Below are 20,083 nucleotides of genomic sequence, written 5' to 3'. Positions count from 1 at the left end.
TTGTCCATCAGCAGTTTATCATAATACCCGATAGAATACGTCCGGACTTTATGCCTAATCTTCTCGCTGAAAAGAAATCTTCATAATGGATGTAAGTACAGATATCCGCTACTTCAATCTGAACTCCCGGCACACCAAAGTCTAATAGTTGCTGCCGGTTTGCCTCCCATAAGTCAATATGGTACTTATGGGTAACCGAATGTCGGAAAGAGATACGCGACATATCAAAACCATTCAAACGAAAAGCTTCATAAACTTCGTCCCCTACTTCGAATGATTGAATAGAAATACCCGGGCCGATACATGCAATCACATCCCGTCCCTCCGTACCAAATGCCGCCCGCATTTTCTCAAGCGTGTGTCCCACGATATACCCCACAGTTCCCCGCCATCCGGCATGTACGGCTGCTACACCCCCATGTACTTTATCATATAGCAGTACCGGAATACAATCTGCCGTTGAAATACCGATACAACAACCCGGTTCATTAGTAATCAATGCATCTATCCCGTCCAGCATTTCCTGTTGACATTCTATAGAAGTCTCCAGAAAATCCTTATTAATCAGAAGCACTTTTGTTCCATGCGTCTGGAAAGGGAGGATCAGATGTTTCGGTACTTGCGGTAGCGATTGAAACAATAAAAGCTGATTCTTTTTTACTTTTTCAAATTCATCCCCCGAGTAAGGAGAACAATTAAAAGAAGTATACGCTCCCTCACTATAACCTCCATGTCGGGTCGTCACAAAATGAGAAATGTTGGGGTATGCGCCCAACAGCCTATACCCCAACATTTTCTTATCGTCGGTGAGTGAAATCATTTATCTTCCCAATCTTCTTCTTCGTATTCGTAATCCAGATCATCTTCATCACTATCGTCCTCATACTCATAGTCGAGTTCTTCATCCTCTCCCATGTCTTTGAGTTCCTGTTGCAGTCTGCTGACATCCTTCGGACGATGCACAATAGCCTCTATTTTATTGCTCTCTTTATTCAGTTCCGTCCACAGAATATCCTTCAATACTGAGATACCCAGACCGGATACGGACGAAATGAACACATGAGGGATTCCCTCAGGCAATGTCGGCTCTATTTCATCCATCAACTCCTGATCGAGCATATCACTTTTAGTGACTGCGAGTACCCGTTGCTTATCCAGCATTTCCGGATTAAACGTTTTCAGCTCGTTTAGCAGCACTTCATAATCTTTACGGATATCGTCACTATCTGCCGGTATCATAAACAGTAATAAAGAGTTACGTTCAATGTGACGTAAGAATCGTAATCCAAGCCCTTTACCCTCACTGGCTCCCTCGATAATTCCCGGAATATCTGCCATCACGAACGACTGTCCGTCACGGTAAGACACAATACCCAGGTTAGGCTCCAAAGTAGTAAACGGATAATCAGCTATTTTGGGTTTTGCCGCAGAAATAGCCGACAATAACGTAGACTTTCCGGCATTCGGAAAACCAACCAGACCTACATCTGCCAACAGCTTCAATTCAAGGATCACTGTCATTTCTTGCATCGGTTCACCCGGCTGGGCAAAACGGGGAGCCTGACGGGTAGCTGTCTTGAAATGCCAGTTTCCCAATCCGCCTCGGCCACCCTTCAGGAGAATGACTTCCTGTCCATGTTCCGTAACATCACATACATATTCTCCCGTTTCGGCATTGTAAACTACCGTACCACAGGGGACTTCAATAATCTTATCTGCGCCGTCTTTACCAAAACTGCGGTTCTTGCTCCCCGATTCTCCATGACCGGCCATAGCATGACGGTCATACCTCAGGTGAAGCAATGTCCAGTAGTTCCGGTTACCACGCAGGATAACATGGCCTCCTCTACCACCATCTCCTCCATCGGGACCACCGTTAGGAGTATATTTTTCTCGCCTCATGTGCGTAGAGCCTCTTCCACCCTTACCCGAGCGGCAGTATATCTTTACGTAATCAACAAAATTCGATTCAGCCATAATCAATAAATTTTCAATGTGATCATGTGCCGACATACCCATAATCCATGCTATCATCTTAATGAGCACATCGGCACATATATAATTATAATGTATCTACCGCTTTACAAATATCTTCGAAGATACCTTCCATGGTTCCAAGACCATTGATATGCTGGTATTTGCCTTCGCCCTTATAATACTCTTTCAACGGTGAAGTCTGTGTATTATATACAACCAGACGCTTTTTGATAGTCTCTTCATTATCATCAGCCCGACCTGATTCCTGACCACGCTTAATCAGACGAGTCATCAACTCTTCTTCCGGAACATCCAGATCCAGCATCACAGAGATATCCTGTCCACGTTCTTTCAACATCACTTTCAACGCCTCAGCTTGCGGAATAGTTCTTGGGAAACCATCAAAAATAACCCCTTTACTATCCTTAAAGCTATCGAATACGCTTGCCAGAATGTCTACCATCAATTCATCCGGAATCAACTGTCCCTGATCAATGTAGCCTTTAGCTGTTTTACCCAGCTCTGTGCCGTTTTTAATTTCTGCACGCAATACATCTCCTGTTGAAATGTGGTTAATTCCGTATTTCTCTACAATACGTTCGCTTTGTGTTCCCTTTCCTGAACCGGGAGCACCGAAAATTACAATGTTCAGCATCTTGTTAATTTATAATTCTACATTTTACCATTACTGGTATACCTATTATTTATTTTATGTTAGTCTATAACTGTATAAATATCCGGATAATTACGCCCGAAACCGTCGTAATCGAGTCCGTATCCTACAATGAAATCATTGGGAATATTCATTGCGACATATTCAATATTCAGATCCACCTTAAGCTTATCCGGCTTTACCAGCAACGAAGCAATGTGGATTTCCTGTGGCCCGCGCGTTCCCAGTGTTTCCAGCAAACGCTGCATAGTCAGTCCCGTATCTACAATATCTTCTACGATAACAACAGTACGTCCCGCTATATCTTCATTGATACCGATCACTTCTTTAATAGTACCGGTAGACGATACTCCCTGATAAGAGGCTAACTTTACAAATGAAATTTCGCAGGGAATCGTTATATGTTTCAGCAAATCGGCAGTAAACATGAACGAACCATTCAACACACTGAGGAACAAAGGGTTCTTACCTGCCAGGTCACGATTAATTTCATTCGCCACGCGAATCACTTCTTTTTGAATCTCTTGTTCCTTGATAGAAACAGTGAATAGTTTATCTTTTATCTGAATGGTATTCATAACCGGTTATTTTAAAAAAGTTGGTTGCAAAAATACGATTTTTATTCCACTCCTTACACCATCTCCTGCAAATTCTTTAAGAGAAGCGGCAGAATCCCTCCGATATGCGAGGTGAGAAAAGCCATCCGGAAGCTGAACTAATTATTTCGATGGAATTAGTATTAATCGTCATCTGTCTTTTACCTATTTTTAGGTATTTCACACTCTTTAAGTACCCTATATCTTTGCTGCTCCAAAAACAAAGATTATGATAAGAACAAAATTTGCATTACTACTGACTTTTATAGGTGCACTCCCTTTAGCAGCACAGAATGTACGGCAAGAAAAGGACACAGTTTCTTATATGAATGATGATCCTTTCAACCTTGAACAAATTGTGGTTACAGCCACCCGAACTGAAAAAAAAATAAAAAACACACCAGTTATCACTCAGGTAATCACCGCAAAACAAATAGAAGAAAGGGGAACCGGTAACATCCAGGATCTCTTGACCCAGGAAGTACCCGGACTCAATTTTCAGGAAGTCGGTTATGGAACCAGTATCGACATACAGGGCTTGGGCTCCAAACATATCCTTTTCCTGATAGACGGTGAACGCATAGCAGGAGAAAACGGTGGCAACATTGACTATTCACGAATCAATCTTTATAATATTGACCATATCGAAATAGTCAAAGGGGCCTCTTCTGCCCTTTACGGCTCACAAGCTATGGGTGGAGTCATCAATATCATTACCCGTAAAGCTAAAAAGAAGTTTGAAGCCTCCGCAGAGATACGTTATGCGGGAAAAAACCAGCAAAATTATAAAGATACCCCCAAGGACCATTCACAATACAAGTACCGGACCCATTTAGATAAACCCAATCTGAACACCAATTTATCCCTTGGATTAAACTTAGGAAAATTCACGATGAACACCGATATACTTTATAAAAGTTTCGACGGATATCAATTATATGACAAAAAGCCGTTGGTAAAATTCTTCCCGGCCTATAACACCACAATTACCGAAGAACTCAACACAACTCCCACCAGCATATCGGGATACGAAGACGTGCAAGTAACCCATAAAATGGATTATCGTTTCAGTAAACGACTGAAGGTCCAGTTAAAGGGAAGCTATTATATGCTAAACAAGTATGATTTTCAAGCAGATAACATTTTCGAAAAATCAGAAGACTATACTTATGGGGGCACAATAGACTATACGATTTCCGATAAATCGGCTCTGGTTGCTTCTATTCATACCGACCATTACAATCGTTATGATAAATACGAATTGAAAAGCGGGCGCCGCCTTGAATATAAAAACAATATTATTCAGCCACGCGTCGTTTACACTACCACTGCATTGGACAAACAGACCATCACGGGCGGTTTGGAATTTTACAGAGAGTCATTGTTCAGTGATAAATTCGAAACCGGTGTAAAAGAGAACAAAAGCCAATGGTATGCTACCGCTTTCCTCCAGGACGATTGGAGTATCAACAAGCAATTCTCCGTTGTGGCGGGACTGCGATGTGACTATCACGAAAAATATGGTGCCAACGTCACTCCCAAAGCCTCTGTCATGTATAAAGTATTCCCATTCACAGTCCGCTTCAATTATGCACGCGGATACCGTTCACCCAGCATTAAAGAACTCTATATGAACTGGGATCACCTGGGGATGTTCTGGATATATGGCAACAGTAAACTGAAACCTGAAACCAACAATTATATATCACTTTCAGGAGAGTACGTGAATAGTTGGATCAATATCAATACCAACATCTACAGTAACTGGTTCCGAAACAAAATAGAAGGAATGTGGAGTAATGACCAAACCGAACTCCATTATACCAATGTGGGGAAAAGTCATCTGGCAGGAGTTGAAACCATGTGCAAGGTACAGATAAACAGACACATCAATGTACACGGAGCTTACAATTACCTCTACACAAGCAAAGACGCTGACGGAGTCCGGTTAAGTTCTTCCAGTCCACATTCCGGCAACATCCGTGCCGAATACAATACACGTATCCCCCGTTATGCCACAGTTGTCAATCTGTCCGGCAATATCATGGGAAAAAAGAGATTCGACGTATTGGACGAACTCGAAATAGAGGGAAAGAAAGTAGAAGCCTACTATCAGGCTAAGGTGAACCCCTATTGTCTTTGGGATCTGACGGTGTCACAATACATCATGCAGAACCTGAGAATCACGGCAGGAATAACCAACCTGTTCGATTATACCTCAGACCGGGTAACCTTCAATACCTCTACCTCACCGGGAAGAAATTATTTTATCGCATGTAATTATACACTATAAATAAATTAAACTAAAACAAGTATGAACAACAAAAGCAAATTCAGATTCGCCATTCTATTATTTGGCGTACTATCAGCATTTATCAGCACCTCCTGCTCAGGTGACAATAACGGTTCTCTGCCCGACGATCCCTCACAGGGGGGAGGTGCTTTACCGGTAAAACAGGTAAGCCTGAGCCGGAAAACAGCATATGGGAACGACTGGATTTATTATTCACTTGAAAAAGGAAAAGAAGTAAACATCAGTGAAGAAGCCCATGCCGAAAACACAGATTGGGATATCGCATTCAACCGTTACAATGTGCGTACCAACAGCGGCGCGTCCGGTAAGGGAAAAGGCGGTGCTTTACTCACGAATATCAAAGATATGGCAGCCTGTACGACAGTTCCTCAAGGAACATTCACTGTCGATGCATCCTATACCATTACCGCTCCCGGCACCGGATTTCCTCCTCCTACCATGGAGTCTACTGCCAACGAAGTACTTTGTAAAGCAATCACTTTTGCCGGCCCCCCTCCCACTTACACGCCAAGTGATTATGTATTTATCGTCCGCACAGCCAGTGGGAAATATGCAAAACTAAAAGCCAAAAGTTTTTATGATGACGAAGGCAATAGTGGCATTTATTCCTTTGAATACACCATTCAGCCGAATGGCAGTACCAATTTAAACTAAGTAACAATCTCTAATGAAAAATTTCTGGAAGAAATACCATAAATGGGTAGGTTTGTTCTTTAGCTTCTTTATCCTGATGTTCTGTTTCTCAGGCATTGTACTCAATCACCGTACACTTTTTTCAAAAGTTGAAGTCAACAGAAACTGGATGCCGGAAAGCTATCACTACAGAAACTGGAATAATGGAATTATAAAAGGAACATTACGCCTTCCTGATGGGAAAATTCTGGCATATGGTAATGCAGGAGTCTGGCAAACAGACTCCTGTTTCATCACCTTTACCGATTTCAACCAAGGTCTGGTTCGGGGAATCGACAATCGCAAAATAAGTAATATCATCCGCCTTGCCAATAACGATATTTGGTGTGCCGGATTATACTCTGTCTATCTCCTGGACAAAAACAAATGGCAGGAGTATCCGATATCCGGAAATGAAGAACGAATCTCTGATATAACCCAACGCGGAGATACTCTGGTCGTGCTCACACGTTCTAATCTGTATACCAGTGTATCTCCTTACCATCAATTCAAAAAAATAGAATTAAAAGCCCCCGCGAGTTATTCACCGAAAACCTCCTTATTCCGTACCATCTGGCTCCTCCATAGCGGAGAGTTGTTCGGTACACCCGGCAAACTGGTAGTTGATTTTCTGGGAGTAGTATTAATCATTCTCAGTATAACGGGAATCATATATACTTTTCTTCCCTCATTCATTCGCCGAAGACACAGAAAAAGGCTCCCTGTCAAAACACAGGCAAAGGCCTTGAAAACTTCACTGAACTGGCACAATAAATTGGGTACATGGCTGATCGTACTGACCATATTGTTATCTGTTACGGGTATGTGTCTCCGACCGCCCTTAATGATACCTTTTGTTCTGGTGAACACGAACCCCATCCCCGGAACAACTCTTGATTCAGACAATCCGTGGCATGACAAACTCCGCAGTATCCGATGGGACGCATCAAAAAATGTCTGGTTATTGTCTTCGTCAACCGATTTCTATCTTATAAAAGACTTTACACTGCCACCGGTTAAATTAAAACGAACCCCACCAGTAAGTCCTATGGGAGTTAATGTGTTTTATCCGAAAAACCCGGACGAATGGTTAATCGGCTCTTTCAGCGGACTGTTTATCTGGAACCCATCTACAGGAAGTGTTCTCGATTATTATACAGGGCACCCCCCGGCAGCAACTTACGGGAGACCACTCGGCGGCAGTCTCGTTAACGGATTCACCGACGATTTAATCACGCGGGAGGTAATCTTCGAATACGACAACGGAGCACGCAATAAAGAGAATAATTTAGCATTGCCGGCAATGCCTGTTTTTATGCAACAGCAACCCATGTCATTATGGAATTTCTGCTTAGAACTCCATGTCGGTCGCTGCTATTCACCTTTCTTAGGTGTTTTCTCGGATCTATTCGTTTTTATCTCCGGACTTCTGCTAACGTTGATTCTCGTTTCAGGATATATCGTGTATAAAAGACACCATAGACGAAGTAAAAAAATAAGGATGCATTAATTGCATCCTTATTAAAACAGTTTATAGAAACCGGAAAAGTAAGTTATAGCTTATAGAAGGGATTATCAGACATATCCTCCAACTATGAAAGGATTAATAACGACCATATCCCCAATTATCATAAATATAATAATTATCTTTTAGGTAAAAGATGTAAGTGAAAATATTTGCTCATAAAAATAATATATATTCCACTCAGCAAGATGATACAACCCAATAAATACCAATAACCATAATCCCGGCAATATAAATACCCGATGATAATTACAAATTGCGCAATCATATACACCAACGATACTGCTACGTGCGGTATTCTCAATTCATTAGCCATAATCTGATATAAGTGTTTCCGGTGCGGCAGACCAATATTTTCGTGAAGCATCAATCGATGAATGATAGTCAACACACTATCTACTCCATATACAACAAGTAATACGAGCCAACTAAAATTCTCTGTTTTGATAATTAAACTTCCGATCAGAAAAAGGATCACAAAAGCTATACCGACCGACCCAACATCACCGGCGAAGCATCTCGCTTTCTTGCGAAAATTAAAAAAATTAAAGACCAATACTGCGCAAAGCATAGTATAAATAAAGTCCGTTTCAACAAATGGAACATATACCCTATTTATATAGGCCAATGCTATCAGAATGATCAATGAGTATCCGCCTGTTATGCCATTAATGCCATCCATAAAGTTGTAAGCATTAATAATCCCAGTACAAATGATCAGGGCAACAAGGATTGTCCACCAAGGCAAGCTAAACAATCCCCATTGATAAAACATCAAAGCCATTGCCGTAAAATGAAAGACTAAACGCAATCCTTGCGAAATAGAACGAATGTCATCTATAAAACTGATAAAAGTTATCAGAGTCAAAGCCAGCATAAACCATGGATATTCAAAGTGGTTTGTGAGAAAATAGACCAACACCCCAAAATAAAAGATGATTCCTCCACCACGCAGTGTAATCCGGGTATGTGAACTACGTTCGTTAGGCTTATCGATAATGTTACACTTATCCGCAATACGGAAATAAAAAAGTTCTGCCAGGAATAGCAGAACTAAGATGATTAGATAGTACATAAGTTATTTAGTTTCTTCAAATGAACGAATGGTCTTCATCAACCCCTCTTTAGCTGTCACAGGCATTTTATCAATCCCGAGAGCGGCTTTGATCTTAGCGTTACTTACTACATAATTCTCCGTCAGTTTACGAAGTCTTTCCGTATTCAAAGGTAAATGCAGCAGAGTACCCAAGCCGGCACATCCTTCCATAAGCCCTTTGTTCATCTTCCAGATATGCGGCTTTTTTCCCATTGCTTCACACATGATGCCAATCAGTTCATTCGTTGACAGAGCTTCATCATCTCCCATATGGTAGATGCCCGTAGGTACATCCTGATTCAAAAGCCCCTCAATCACATAACAAAGGTTATCGATTGAAGTAAACGAACGACGATTATCAAAATCGCCAAGAGGCCAAGGGATTCCCTTCTTCACTACGTTATATAATAAATTTAAATTTCCCTTGTTTCCAGGGCCATGAATCATACAGGGACGAAGGATATATACCTGTTTATTCATAGCCGTCCTCCCCTTATCTTTCCCCAACCGCAAAGACTGATCCTCATCAATAGAAGCAGTTGGAAACATAAAATGCTCTTTTATATACTCTTCCGCCTTAATCTTGCTCTCCCCATAAGGACCAACCGGGGTCGGAATCACGTCTTCAGTAAGTACGTTTCCCACTACGCTATCGGCAGCAGCTTTCACCGAACTAAAGAAAATGAATTTCTTGGCAGAAGACTCCAAAAAGAAATCAAAGATCTTTTGAGTCAAACCAGTATTGATATCAAAATAAGACTGAGCAACCGATTGGTTTTTCGTATCATGAGCCTTTCCGGCAAGATGAATAATGGCATCAAACTGAGGAAGGGCTTGAAAAGGGAAAGATGTGGGTTCGATATCTCGCCAAGAAAAAGTATTAACGACCCCATCTTTAGCAGGAAAAACAATATCAAGCCCATACAAAGTATGTTTATCTTTCAAAGCCCCAATAAAATTAGAGCCTATAAAACCATGAATTCCAGAAATAAGTATATTCATTTTTTTATAAAAATCAGTTCAAACACTTTTACTAAATATTTTAATAAAAGCAAGGGATAACAAGTCCATATTCCATTCTCCTTACATGCCCTTACTATCTCTTTATTCAATAAGATATTACTCTTAATAGAAGCTGTACTCGCACCTCCTGTTCTCATTTTCATAAAACCCAAAGGCAAATATTTACTTTTTAACCGATGTACATATAAAAAACGAACAAGCAATTCATAATCAGCAGCTATTTTATAATTTGTTTTATAATAGCCAAACAGGTCAAAATATTTTCTATATGTAAAAAATGTTGGATGGGCAGGCATAAATCCGAATCGAAACAAGGATGGGACAAACCTTTTAGAAGAATAATAGCGAACTGTCCTATCCAAATTATCAGGGTTTACAAAACGTACATCTCCATAAATCGCCTCTGTTTCACCAACTTCAAACGATTGAGCAACTTTCTCTAAAACATCTTCTCTATGATAAAAATCATCCGAATTAATAATCCCGACAATATCCCCGGTAGACATTCGAATCCCTTTATTCATAGCATCATAGAGTCCCTTATCTTTCTCACTTATCCATTTCAAACGACCCTGAAATAAAGGTTCATATTCTTTAATAAGTGCAACGGTTTCATCATTAGACAAACCATCCACTATTATATATTCTATATTAGTATAAGACTGCGAAAGAACAGAATGAATCGTATCACGAAGCGTTTTAGCACTATTAAAAGTGACAGTAACAAGGGATATTTTCATAACTATGAAAGAAGAACTATCTTTCTTTATTTAGTAATTGATCATAAAGAGACAAGTAGTAACTCAACTGCTTTGACTTATCAAAAAATTGTAATGCTCTTTGGCGACATTTTGTTATATAAGACTCTTTACCTCTTTCTCTTATTTCTAAAATCTTTTCTAATAACGTATGAATATCCCCACGTTTTAAAACCATTCCCGTATCAGAATCTACAATGTCAGCACTGCCTCCGGTATCATAAGTTATAACAGGAGTACCACAAGCAAGCGCTTCAATATTGACTGTAGGTAATGTATCTTGATATGTCGGGTTTATAAAAATATCTGCAGCAGAATATATTTCAACCAACTGATTAATATTCTCCGTTCTCTCTATACCAATCATATTACCAGGCAATTTTTTTATTTGTTTTATGGTTAGCCCCACCACAACAATGACACTCTTATCTGGTAATAAAGAGTTTAGGTATATAAGATCATCAAATCCCTTCGTAGTCCCCCAAACCGTAGCAACAGCTAAAATCATGTATCGTGTCCCTACACCTAAATTACTTTTTATCACATCACGATTACCTTTTGGAGTAAACACTTTCAAATCAATCCCGTTAACAATAGTCTGCCGTTTTATTTGAGAAAGATATGACTTACTCAACATATCACTTAGCCAATTGCAAACAGGTACAATCATCATACGTTCAACCGAAGTAAACAATCTCTTCTTTTCTATATAGTTCATACGAGAGTTATCACAACCTAAAGCTTTGGGATAATCTCGTATATTGGGACATGCAAAACAACCTGTCTTCCACTTCTCACACCCGATATTCTGAAAATGGACACAATGTCCCGTGAAACTCCAACAATCATGCAAAGTCCAAACAACAGGTATTTTAGCTGTAGATAGATAGTCAAATAAAACCTCACAGTTTAAATAATAGCCATGAAGATTATGCAAATGGATTATGTCCGGTTTTATTTTCTCTATTTTTGAAATTAAGTGCAAGGTAGCTCTCCGTGAACCAAAACCATGCCTGTCAAACAACATGGATTTCAAGCCATGGACAAAGAGATCAAATCTAGTTCCAACCCTAATCAACATAGATTGGCTGGGACAGGCCCAACGACCGTAAGCAATATAACTTTTCCAGCCAGAAGCAATAACCAAACGCCCTAACTCCTCTGCAATATGGCCGGTGGAACCAGAGTTAGCAACAACATTTATTTGAAAGAGAGTTTTCACTATCGTAGTGATCAAATAGAAGAGAACAAGATCGAAAAGACTAATTAAAGTCCCCTATTTTTTATGGCAACTCAAAAAATAAGAAACATGTTTCACGGGCCAAAAGGGCTCAAAATGGCGTCTGTTAATTACACGACCATCAAAAGAAAAGTAATGTTTATAATCCGATTGAGAAAACACATATTTGTAATACTTACATGCAATATCAATCGAAGATTGATTAGCATGTTCCAAACGGCCGTATGGAAAAGCAAAATATTCACAAGGAGTAGAAAGTTTATGTTCAATAACTGATTTACAACAGCCTATTTGTTTATCCAATTCTGCCAAATCATTATCATTAATCATATAATGATCCATTGTATGTGCACCAATAACATGTCCCCTCGACTGTAAATCTCTTATCTCTGCCCAGCGCATTGGAATCTTACCGGGAGTAAGAACTATATTATTTGTAAAATTCTGAATATACACATCATCCCCATCTACGAAATTAGGATTGATAAAAAAAGCCGCATTCACCCCAAACTGTTCCAAAACAGGTGCTATCATTGAATGACATTCCATAAAACCATCATCAAATGTAAAGGCAACCAAAGGTTCATCGACACTTTTATGATTGAGGATTAGAGAAGTGGCTTCCTCCACTCGTATAAAATGCACATAACGAGAAAGTTGCTTTAACTGGTAAGAAAAATAATCTTTAGCTTGATCGCTGACCGCTCCGCGACATATCATATGTCCATTCAATATATGAATTCCATTCTGAGGACGCGAAAACGTTCCTAAAATATCCAAAATACCATTTCTAACTAAACTTCGAAAATTGTTCATCCTTAATTTGTTTTAAGAAAAAACTTTTTTGAGGACATCCATTTGGTAATATAAATTCCATTTAGTATCAATTGTCTGATAGGCAAACTGCCGGATATCATCTCTACTATATAAACTCCGACTTAACCATTTCTGAATGGTATCAGCTAAACTGTTTACATCATTTTCCTGGAAAAAATCCCCCGTTTTTCCCTGAATTATAGATTCAAATTCAGGACCTTGGAAAGGAAAATTATTATGTGTTATGACAGGACAACCATAAGTCAGAGAATGGATAGCAGTCAAGCCAACATTCCCAGGAGACACACAAACATCCGCATTATAGAACATCTCTCCTATGCGCATCTCGTCATAACAAGGTCCATATAACCAGACATGAGAGCCAAGATTATATTTAGCTATTTCACAATCAAGATGAACCCCATCCACATCTTTACCGACAACAACAAGATTTACCGGAAACCCTTTCTGTTTCAAGATATCCATAGCTTGGATTATATATTCCAATTTCTTCGATTTTTGCACACGCCCAATATAGAATAATACAGGATAGGAGTTGGAAAAATGAGTAGAATAAATAGAAGAAGGCGACAAATTGCATCTGATTTTCAACTGATTATCATAATCCAAAGAGTTTGCAATACAAACCATCTTTGATTTATCAAAGCCTTCTTTTGACATCAGGGAAATAGCATATTCGCCATAAACCATCAACTCAGAAAACAAAGAATAAAACAACTTTTTTATAACCTTCTTTACAATACTTTCTCTGCCATACCAACCATGAGTCCAAGCTACTGTTTTCTTATTTAAAAGTTTTGCCCAGAAAAGGATAACCCATGAAGACAAACAATAAGGTTCTCCATCCAATACATAATAAGTATAGGGTTTAAAGACTAACCGGACAGATTTAGATTGCCAATAAAACTGAGAAAATAAATATTTGTTATGCAATTCTGAGCGAAAATGGTTCAATTGGGTATAATCCATTTTCTTTATTGGCGTCAATAAACGATCGCCAAAATAAAAATCACAGGGAAGCTCCGAAGACATTTTTGAATATATAGGATTGCGATAGTGAGTCCCTATATTAAAAATACAACAAATAGAAGAATTATAATCTGCCATCTATTATATCTTTACTCAATACAGCTTTAACATCATAAACAACACCCATATCAGAACGGAGAAAGCCGCGAATATTCATATGCCGGAACTCTTTATGTCCAACACACAACACCACCGCATCAAATTGTCCAACCAAATTATCAATACCAGCAGTCAGGATCAATATACCATATTCATGTGCCACTTTAGCCGAATTAGCCCAAGCATCATAAACGGTAATGTCAGAAGTATACTCATGTAAGGTAGAATAAATGTCTATCACCTTGGTATTTCGAATGTCAGGGCAATCTTCTTTAAAAGTAAAACCCAGAAGCAGAATCTTTGAATCTTTGACAAGAATACCTTTTTTATTCATTAATCTAATCACCTGATTAGCGACATAGTCTCCCATACCATCATTCAAACGCCTTGCTGCAGACATGATTCGTGGGAGTACCCCATAAACCTGGGCCTTCTGAATAAGATAATAAGGATCAACACTAATACAGTGACCACCGACCAAACCAGGTTTCAACTTGATAAAATTCCATTTGGAAGATGCAGCCTCAATAACATCATTGGTATCAATGCCCATTGCATTGAAGATCTTTGAGAGTTCATTCATGAAGGCAATATTCACATCGCGCTGGGAGTTCTCTATTATTTTGGAAGCTTCAGCCACTTTGATAGAAGGGGCTTTATGAGTACCGTTAACCAACACCGAATTATAAACAGAATCAACAATGTCAGCAATCTCAGGAGTCGAACCGGAAGTTACTTTCTTAATCTTTTCAACAGTATGCTCTTTATCACCCGGGTTTATACGTTCTGGCGAATAACCTGCATAAAAATCTACATTGTATGTTAACCCAGACACCTTTTCGACTACCGGAAGACATTCTTCCTCTGTTACTCCCGGATATACAGTAGATTCATACACAACAATATCCCCTTTTGAAATAACTTTTCCGACTGTAGTACTCGCACCAATCAAAGGTGTAAGATCGGGGCGATTATTCAAATCCACAGGGGTTGGTACAGCTACAACATAAAAGTTACAATTACTTATTTCGTCAATATTACTGGTACATTTGAAACCATTTTCTATCGCTTTCCGAAGTAAGTCGTCAGAAACCTCTAAAGTCATATCATGACCGGAATTTAAAGCATCAACACGAGACTGGTTCAGATCAAAACCAATACATTCATATTTTGTCGAAAACAATCGGGCCAAGGGAAGCCCAACATAACCAAGACCTATTACGGCAATCTTAATCTTCTCCATATTCTATTATTTATTATTTATAGCAAAAGGATCTATTCCTTTTTTTAGATAATATTCTCTAACAGACTTAATCTGTTTATCATTCAAGTTATTACCTATATTTTTATCAGCCAATGCTACATTTATTAAATTTATAACTGGTAATAGACTTGCACTTCGTTCTTTAGCTGGTACTATTTTAGTGCCTTGTAATCGACACATCACATTCAACCATATGTCATCAGCAAAAGGTGCTAACCTTTGAAAAAGACCAATATTACAAACATCTTTGTACAATACTCCTGGAGGAAACAAAGTTCCACCACCTGAACCAAAAAATATTTTATCTCTTGATTTGTTCGTTAATTGTTTCCACTTAATATAAGGGAGACAATTACCTAGATTATCTTGCGTAATAGCAGAAAAATAACGAGAAACAACCACAGGACATGAATATCTTAAACTTTCCTTTAAAAGCTCTTCTATAGCAGAAGTCGGATAAAAAATATCATCATCCACCGTAATCATAACATCATTAGGATATTCTGATAACGTATAAAAAAATTTTTTGTAAGAACGTAAATCACCCTCTCTTAAAAAGATTTGCAACCCCCTCTTACGCAATTTAAGCAGACTCTTAGGTAATAAATCAAGATTAGAAAATTGATCTTTCGATAACCATAAAATAATCATATCAGGTTTATGACTCTGTCTCAACAACGACTCAATGACTAACCAAAGTCGATTTATTCGTGCAGGAAACGAAGTTAAAGTCACTATTATACGTTCACTTTTAAGCTCCCCACTCGATAAAGAATATTTCTTATTATTTACAGTAAGAACGTAATAAATCGGAATGGTTATATTGGCTAAAACTCGAATAAAAAATCTTAAAACAGAATAAATTCGCATCTTCTTTAAAAAGGAGTGCTCTTCATGCTGCATTGAAGCATACCAATAGTTATAAAAATCAAGCATATTATTTATCAAGTGTAACAAATACAAACAAAGAGGAAAAATAGATCCATATTACAGGAAATAAGAGATAAGAACTATTTATTACAGCCATAGCAGGCAAACTACATAAAGCTGCACATAGTACATAACGAATAACCAAATCCTTAGCTTTTCGAATATTTAAAAATATAAAATATAATAATGATAAAAAACAAAAGAAAATCACCAATCCATATTGTACTAAAATTTCTATAAATAGATTATGTGGTAAAGTTATACCAGAGGTAAGAGTCTCTAAAGAAGCTTGAATACTGCCTATCCCTGTTCCACAAAAGTACGAATTGAGAAATAGAGAAAAAGCAAACTCAATAAGTTCTGTTCTAGAACTATCGCTTACAATAGCTTCTGACTCAACAAATCTTGAAACGATTTGAAGAAGCAATATATCAGAATATACGTATATGGTGCAACATATAAAACTAATCAAAATAAAGAAAATTATCTTCTTGTATTTTTATGTTTGTTCGTTTAAAAAAAAAAAAAAAGATCAAAAACAGATCAATAAAGATAATAGTCCACCTCTTGAAGCATTGATTAAGAGTATGTAAGCCATTAACATAAAAGATAGCCAGCCATATAATAAACACCTAACCTTCACAGCACTCAAGATATATGCAAATAAGAAGGGCAAGACACAACACAAAAAGTAACATAACCATTATAATTGCCAAATGTAACCGATGCATATTGTTTTTGCATCACAGTACCCCAGAATTTAATAATAAATCTGATTCATAAATATTCATCGGAAGATGTATGTCAAATAAAATTTCACAAACAGCAATAATTGCTGAAAATAAAAAGCAATGAGCCAGCCCTTAATTATTGAGCGATAGGGTTGATTAGCATTAAAAGAAAGATAGACAAGTAAAAAAAAGAGCGAAATATGTGTCGAATAATAAAAACTCCTTAAAAGCTTCATTGATATCACTTGTCCAAAATAGACTTACCAGTGAATAAAAAAAACATAGAATAAAAAACATAGAATATTCCGAAATCTTAATTTATTATTATAAATAAAAAGTCAGAACAAATGGAAGCGAAAATAGTCCGATTAATCTAATAGGCTGCAATGCCCCTCCTAAATTGCCAGCTATAAGTGTAAATATAACTAACATGACCATATAGTCATATCTATTATTTAATCGATTATGATTAGAAATACAAATAGTCATCATATTGTATTCTATTTTCTTATCTTTATTAACTTTGATGGATTCCCACCAACGACTGAATATTCTGGAAAATCTTTACAAAGGACAGTTCCCCCTGCAATAATTGTTCCTTTTTGTATGGTTCTACCGGGAGTCATAAGCACATCACGTCCAATCCATACATCGTCTTCAATTATCGTTTGTTTTACTTTAGCATGACCTTGCATAATCATTGGAATATCTATTCTACTAAATTCATGATTTTGTCCTAAAATATAAACATTAGGTCCCATCATTACATTCTTACCTATAACTATATTTCCTGGTACACAACAATTTATTCCAATACCAGAATTATCGCCGATGACAAGATTCCTCCCAGAACCAAAAATTGCCTTACGTTCAATATTAACATTACGACCACATTTCAAGAATATATTTCGGCAACATAAATATCGCCAATGTTTCATCAGTTTTCCAAATACAAGATTTGTACTACAAGGCATGTAGAATAAAATACTATAATATAATATTAGAAAAAACAGTTGCTTTATTGTAAATACTTGCCCATTTATTTTCATAGTAAAGAACAGTTTTATTGACACTTTTTCCCAAAAAAAATAAGTAATAACACTTTGTATATATTTTTCAGTGCTTTTTTTGATCTTTTCTTAAATAATTGCTTTAGCTGAATATTTATATAATTAAAATAAGATAAATCGGAATAACTATAAGATACTCTACACCATATGCAATCTGGATCATCACAAAATAAAGCATATGAATTCTTAAACAATTGCTCTTTTTCAATTTTATAAGAAGTAGACATATCTGTTATAACCGCCTCTCCCTCACCAACATATCCAGATGAAACAATAATCGAATCTTTCAATTTCTTCTGATAAAAATTGAAAAATCCTTGGGGACAGAATAATGAAGGTAGCTTATCATACCAAATCTTTTTATTTTTACTATTATAATAGTATCGTCCACTAGACTCTCTAACTTGATAATATCCCATTTTTTTTAGAAAATCCGTTAAAGCTATATGTGTTGTCCCATCGAAAGGTTCACCTCCAATGCGTAGACACTTTCCATTCATAGATAGCATTTTCTTTAAAATATCATAATTACTAAAGCTATCATTATCTTTATGCTCTATCAATTCCTGTGCTTTCGCACCTATTACCGCAAATGGTAAAGTAGGATGGGCAGAAACAGAAACATTCGGGTTTGATAATACAATATTAGAAATAGCTCCCGTTTTAGAAATTAGTTTATTAGACAAATTATATTTATAAAAAAATCTCATAAAAGAACTATATCTAGAAGGAAAAGCTGTAACAACAATTGTTCCTTCCTTCCCAACTACGTCTAGTAAAGCATCAACAAAAGTCTTCGGTCCTCCTTCCACCCTTCCAATAGCTTTGTAAGATATTCGTAAAAAAAGTAAATCACCACTGGAAACCCCTAACATCTTTAAATCATTACGCAAACTATCAAAAGTTATCATTGTACTTTTTCCTTTATTAATTGTTGCTTCATCAGTATATTATTAGCCATTTTCACCATTGGAGGTCCTATGAATTTATCTCCTTTGACTGCAACTCCTTTGCCCTCACTAACAGAGTCAGACGCTAACGCTAACATTTCTTTTGCCCACTCAACTTCTTCTTGAGTAGGAGAAAAATATCTGTGTACTAATGGTAATTCTTTAGGATTTAATACAAGCATACCTTCAAATCCCAATTTTTTAGACAAAATCAAATTTTTCTCTAGATCCTCTAAATCATGTACTTTGATGTGAACAGTATCAATAGGATAAATGTTACAAGCTCTTGCACAAGCTGAGATTAAAGATCTAGCCATAAATATACTTTCTCCTTTTTCATCATGCTCTCCACGTAAGTCCGTTACATAATCTTCACAACCAAAAGCAACAGCCACTACTCTAGAACATGCCGTACAAATATCTTTCAGATTTACAATAGCCCCTGCTGTTTCTATCAAAGGAATTATTTTAAAAGTCCCAATAGGAAAACCTTTTTCATACTCTACAGTTTCCAGCAGCTTACCAATAAAATATATATCTTCTCCTTTAGTCGATTTAGGATACATAAAACCCGAAACACCCGGAATTGTTAACGCATAGATATCTTTTAATAATTCACCACTTTCTCTATCATTAATTCTAGGATAAATAGGACGATTTAAAAAAATATGATCACCAATATATTTAACTATATTATTTCGTGCTATTATCTTATTCGACACTGGCTGAACAGAATCTTCTATATCTAAAATTAATACATCAGCATCCGATCTAGATGCACTATTCAATAAACGCTCATTATGAGCAGGCACAAACATCAAACTTCTAAATAGATGGCTCATATTCTCTTCGCTTTACTAAAACTTTACGTTTAAAACTTATAATTTCCTCTCCATTCTGATTATACCCAATCGTTTTCACATAAACAATTCCTCTATCCTTTTTAGAATGAGAAGGATACTTTTCAAGAATTATTGTTTTAGAATATATGGTATCTCCGATAAATACAGGACCCAAGTGTTGGATATCTTCATAGCATAAATTAGCAATCGCTTTGCCACTAATATCAGGAACAGTCATTCCAACAACCAAAGAGAAAACTAATGTTCCAACAACTAATACTTTACCATGTTGATTCTTAGCTGCATAATCAACATTTGTATGTACTGGGTGATAGTTCATTGTCAAAAGACAAAAAAGATTATTATCACTTTCAAAAATTGTCTTAGAAAGGCTATGAACAAATGTACCCCCAACCTCAAAGTCATCCCAATAGAAACCGATATCATGAGATTCCAT

General features: G+C 37.2%; 20 protein-coding genes. 3 read left to right on the top strand and 17 right to left on the bottom strand.

Features of this window, described 5'->3' with window-relative positions; all coding sequences use genetic code 11:
• Window positions 1–7 precede the first annotated feature (7 nt).
• The 4 genes from pgeF to hpt all read right to left on the bottom strand — a co-directional run bounded on the left by pgeF (window position 8) and on the right by hpt (window position 3,228).
• Window positions 8–820 (bottom strand): peptidoglycan editing factor PgeF, encoded by an 813-nt coding sequence (gene pgeF, locus DBK98_RS09520; RefSeq protein ID WP_005809899.1) that lies wholly within the window; start codon window positions 818–820, stop codon window positions 8–10.
• Entirely contained in the window at window positions 817–1,977 is a 1,161-nt protein-coding gene (gene obgE, locus DBK98_RS09515) for a GTPase ObgE (RefSeq protein ID WP_032529872.1), read from the bottom strand. Before obgE ends, pgeF begins: the two co-directional genes overlap by 4 nt.
• 85 nt (window positions 1,978–2,062) lie before the next feature.
• Window positions 2,063–2,632, bottom strand: coding sequence for an adenylate kinase (locus DBK98_RS09510; protein ID WP_005809902.1), 570 nt, complete (start codon window positions 2,630–2,632; stop codon window positions 2,063–2,065).
• 59 nt (window positions 2,633–2,691) lie between these two features.
• On the bottom strand, window positions 2,692–3,228 hold the full coding sequence (gene hpt / locus DBK98_RS09505) for a hypoxanthine phosphoribosyltransferase (RefSeq protein ID WP_005809904.1): 537 nt from the start codon (window positions 3,226–3,228) through the stop codon (window positions 2,692–2,694).
• 247 nt (window positions 3,229–3,475) lie between these two features.
• Between hpt and DBK98_RS09500 the strand changes: the two genes are divergently transcribed.
• From DBK98_RS09500 to DBK98_RS09490, 3 genes are read left to right on the top strand one after another with little or no spacing between them, the layout of a single operon-like run.
• On the top strand, window positions 3,476–5,539 hold the full coding sequence (locus tag DBK98_RS09500; protein ID WP_005809906.1) for a TonB-dependent siderophore receptor: 2,064 nt from the start codon (window positions 3,476–3,478) through the stop codon (window positions 5,537–5,539).
• 21 nt (window positions 5,540–5,560) lie between these two features.
• Window positions 5,561–6,214 (top strand): HmuY family protein, encoded by a 654-nt coding sequence (locus DBK98_RS09495; protein WP_005809908.1) that lies wholly within the window; start codon window positions 5,561–5,563, stop codon window positions 6,212–6,214.
• Between the two features lie 13 nt (window positions 6,215–6,227).
• Window positions 6,228–7,742 (top strand): PepSY-associated TM helix domain-containing protein, encoded by a 1,515-nt coding sequence (locus DBK98_RS09490; RefSeq protein ID WP_032536817.1) that lies wholly within the window; start codon window positions 6,228–6,230, stop codon window positions 7,740–7,742.
• A 133-nt stretch (window positions 7,743–7,875) separates the two neighbouring features.
• Here DBK98_RS09490 and DBK98_RS09485 read toward each other — a convergent pair whose 3' ends face one another.
• The 13 genes from DBK98_RS09485 to DBK98_RS09425 all read right to left on the bottom strand — a co-directional run bounded on the left by DBK98_RS09485 (window position 7,876) and on the right by DBK98_RS09425 (window position 20,083).
• On the bottom strand, window positions 7,876–8,832 hold the full coding sequence (locus DBK98_RS09485; RefSeq protein WP_005809911.1) for a glycosyltransferase family 4 protein: 957 nt from the start codon (window positions 8,830–8,832) through the stop codon (window positions 7,876–7,878).
• Between the two features lie 3 nt (window positions 8,833–8,835).
• A complete protein-coding gene (locus DBK98_RS09480; RefSeq protein WP_005809914.1) occupies window positions 8,836–9,855 on the bottom strand; it encodes an NAD-dependent epimerase/dehydratase family protein in 1,020 nt (339 codons plus the stop codon).
• Window positions 9,852–10,616: a glycosyltransferase family 2 protein gene (locus DBK98_RS09475; protein ID WP_005809916.1), complete on the bottom strand. Its 765-nt coding sequence runs from the start codon at window positions 10,614–10,616 to the stop codon at window positions 9,852–9,854. The genes DBK98_RS09480 and DBK98_RS09475 overlap by 4 nt, the downstream gene beginning before the upstream one ends.
• 16 nt (window positions 10,617–10,632) lie before the next feature.
• Entirely contained in the window at window positions 10,633–11,856 is a 1,224-nt protein-coding gene (locus tag DBK98_RS09470) for a glycosyltransferase family 4 protein (protein WP_005809918.1), read from the bottom strand.
• A 54-nt stretch (window positions 11,857–11,910) separates the two neighbouring features.
• Entirely contained in the window at window positions 11,911–12,690 is a 780-nt protein-coding gene (locus DBK98_RS09465) for a polysaccharide deacetylase family protein (RefSeq protein WP_005809920.1), read from the bottom strand.
• Window positions 12,691–12,702: 12 nt separating this feature from the next.
• Window positions 12,703–13,818, bottom strand: a complete 1,116-nt coding sequence (locus tag DBK98_RS09460) for a glycosyltransferase (RefSeq protein WP_005809921.1) — start codon at window positions 13,816–13,818, stop codon at window positions 12,703–12,705.
• The gene (locus DBK98_RS09455; RefSeq protein ID WP_005809923.1) at window positions 13,805–15,082 is read right to left on the bottom strand and encodes a nucleotide sugar dehydrogenase; all 1,278 of its coding nucleotides are present in this window, start codon (window positions 15,080–15,082) and stop codon (window positions 13,805–13,807) included. The genes DBK98_RS09460 and DBK98_RS09455 overlap by 14 nt, the downstream gene beginning before the upstream one ends.
• 6 nt (window positions 15,083–15,088) lie before the next feature.
• Window positions 15,089–16,039 carry a hypothetical protein gene (locus tag DBK98_RS09450; protein WP_005775846.1) on the bottom strand — a complete coding sequence of 317 codons (951 nt, stop codon included), beginning with the start codon at window positions 16,037–16,039 and terminating at the stop codon, window positions 15,089–15,091.
• Between the two features lies 1 nt (window position 16,040).
• The gene (locus DBK98_RS23190; protein WP_255504456.1) at window positions 16,041–16,505 is read right to left on the bottom strand and encodes an O-antigen ligase family protein; all 465 of its coding nucleotides are present in this window, start codon (window positions 16,503–16,505) and stop codon (window positions 16,041–16,043) included.
• A gap of 759 nt (window positions 16,506–17,264) precedes the next feature.
• Window positions 17,265–17,813: an acyltransferase gene (locus tag DBK98_RS09440; RefSeq protein ID WP_005775844.1), complete on the bottom strand. Its 549-nt coding sequence runs from the start codon at window positions 17,811–17,813 to the stop codon at window positions 17,265–17,267.
• A 14-nt stretch (window positions 17,814–17,827) separates the two neighbouring features.
• On the bottom strand, window positions 17,828–18,745 hold the full coding sequence (locus DBK98_RS09435) for an AAC(3) family N-acetyltransferase (protein ID WP_005775843.1): 918 nt from the start codon (window positions 18,743–18,745) through the stop codon (window positions 17,828–17,830).
• The gene (locus tag DBK98_RS09430; RefSeq protein ID WP_005809929.1) at window positions 18,742–19,626 is read right to left on the bottom strand and encodes a CoA ester lyase; all 885 of its coding nucleotides are present in this window, start codon (window positions 19,624–19,626) and stop codon (window positions 18,742–18,744) included. The genes DBK98_RS09435 and DBK98_RS09430 overlap by 4 nt, the downstream gene beginning before the upstream one ends.
• The gene (locus tag DBK98_RS09425) at window positions 19,610–20,083 is read right to left on the bottom strand and encodes a MaoC family dehydratase (protein WP_005775841.1); all 474 of its coding nucleotides are present in this window, start codon (window positions 20,081–20,083) and stop codon (window positions 19,610–19,612) included. The genes DBK98_RS09430 and DBK98_RS09425 overlap by 17 nt, the downstream gene beginning before the upstream one ends.

The organism is Bacteroides sp. PHL 2737 (assembly GCF_004115325.2).
Classification (GTDB): Bacteria; Bacteroidota; Bacteroidia; order Bacteroidales; family Bacteroidaceae; genus Bacteroides; species Bacteroides hominis.
The sequence above is the reverse complement of the archived record's forward strand: the minus strand, read 5'-3'. Positions and strand labels throughout refer to the sequence as shown.

What these genes read in the sequence shown, in the direction of transcription:
- DBK98_RS09430 (WP_005809929.1), bottom strand. Translation starts at nt 19,626, where the DNA reads ATGAGCCATCTATTTAGAAGTTTGATGTTTGTGCCTGCTCATAATGAG.
- DBK98_RS09465 (WP_005809920.1), bottom strand. Translation starts at nt 12,690, where the DNA reads ATGAACAATTTTCGAAGTTTAGTTAGAAATGGTATTTTGGATATTTTA.
- hpt (WP_005809904.1), bottom strand. Translation starts at nt 3,228, where the DNA reads ATGAATACCATTCAGATAAAAGATAAACTATTCACTGTTTCTATCAAG.
- DBK98_RS09460 (WP_005809921.1), bottom strand. Translation starts at nt 13,818, where the DNA reads ATGGCAGATTATAATTCTTCTATTTGTTGTATTTTTAATATAGGGACT.
- pgeF (WP_005809899.1), bottom strand. Translation starts at nt 820, where the DNA reads ATGATTTCACTCACCGACGATAAGAAAATGTTGGGGTATAGGCTGTTG.
- DBK98_RS09440 (WP_005775844.1), bottom strand. Translation starts at nt 17,813, where the DNA reads ATGAAAATAAATGGGCAAGTATTTACAATAAAGCAACTGTTTTTTCTA.
- DBK98_RS09475 (WP_005809916.1), bottom strand. Translation starts at nt 10,616, where the DNA reads ATGAAAATATCCCTTGTTACTGTCACTTTTAATAGTGCTAAAACGCTT.
- DBK98_RS09435 (WP_005775843.1), bottom strand. Translation starts at nt 18,745, where the DNA reads ATGATAACTTTTGATAGTTTGCGTAATGATTTAAAGATGTTAGGGGTT.
- DBK98_RS09510 (WP_005809902.1), bottom strand. Translation starts at nt 2,632, where the DNA reads ATGCTGAACATTGTAATTTTCGGTGCTCCCGGTTCAGGAAAGGGAACA.
- DBK98_RS09500 (WP_005809906.1), top strand. Translation starts at nt 3,476, where the DNA reads ATGATAAGAACAAAATTTGCATTACTACTGACTTTTATAGGTGCACTC.
- DBK98_RS09425 (WP_005775841.1), bottom strand. Translation starts at nt 20,083, where the DNA reads ATGGAATCTCATGATATCGGTTTCTATTGGGATGACTTTGAGGTTGGG.
- DBK98_RS09480 (WP_005809914.1), bottom strand. Translation starts at nt 9,855, where the DNA reads ATGAATATACTTATTTCTGGAATTCATGGTTTTATAGGCTCTAATTTT.
- DBK98_RS09450 (WP_005775846.1), bottom strand. Translation starts at nt 16,039, where the DNA reads ATGCTTGATTTTTATAACTATTGGTATGCTTCAATGCAGCATGAAGAG.
- DBK98_RS09495 (WP_005809908.1), top strand. Translation starts at nt 5,561, where the DNA reads ATGAACAACAAAAGCAAATTCAGATTCGCCATTCTATTATTTGGCGTA.
- DBK98_RS09490 (WP_032536817.1), top strand. Translation starts at nt 6,228, where the DNA reads ATGAAAAATTTCTGGAAGAAATACCATAAATGGGTAGGTTTGTTCTTT.
- DBK98_RS09485 (WP_005809911.1), bottom strand. Translation starts at nt 8,832, where the DNA reads ATGTACTATCTAATCATCTTAGTTCTGCTATTCCTGGCAGAACTTTTT.
- DBK98_RS09455 (WP_005809923.1), bottom strand. Translation starts at nt 15,082, where the DNA reads ATGGAGAAGATTAAGATTGCCGTAATAGGTCTTGGTTATGTTGGGCTT.
- obgE (WP_032529872.1), bottom strand. Translation starts at nt 1,977, where the DNA reads ATGGCTGAATCGAATTTTGTTGATTACGTAAAGATATACTGCCGCTCG.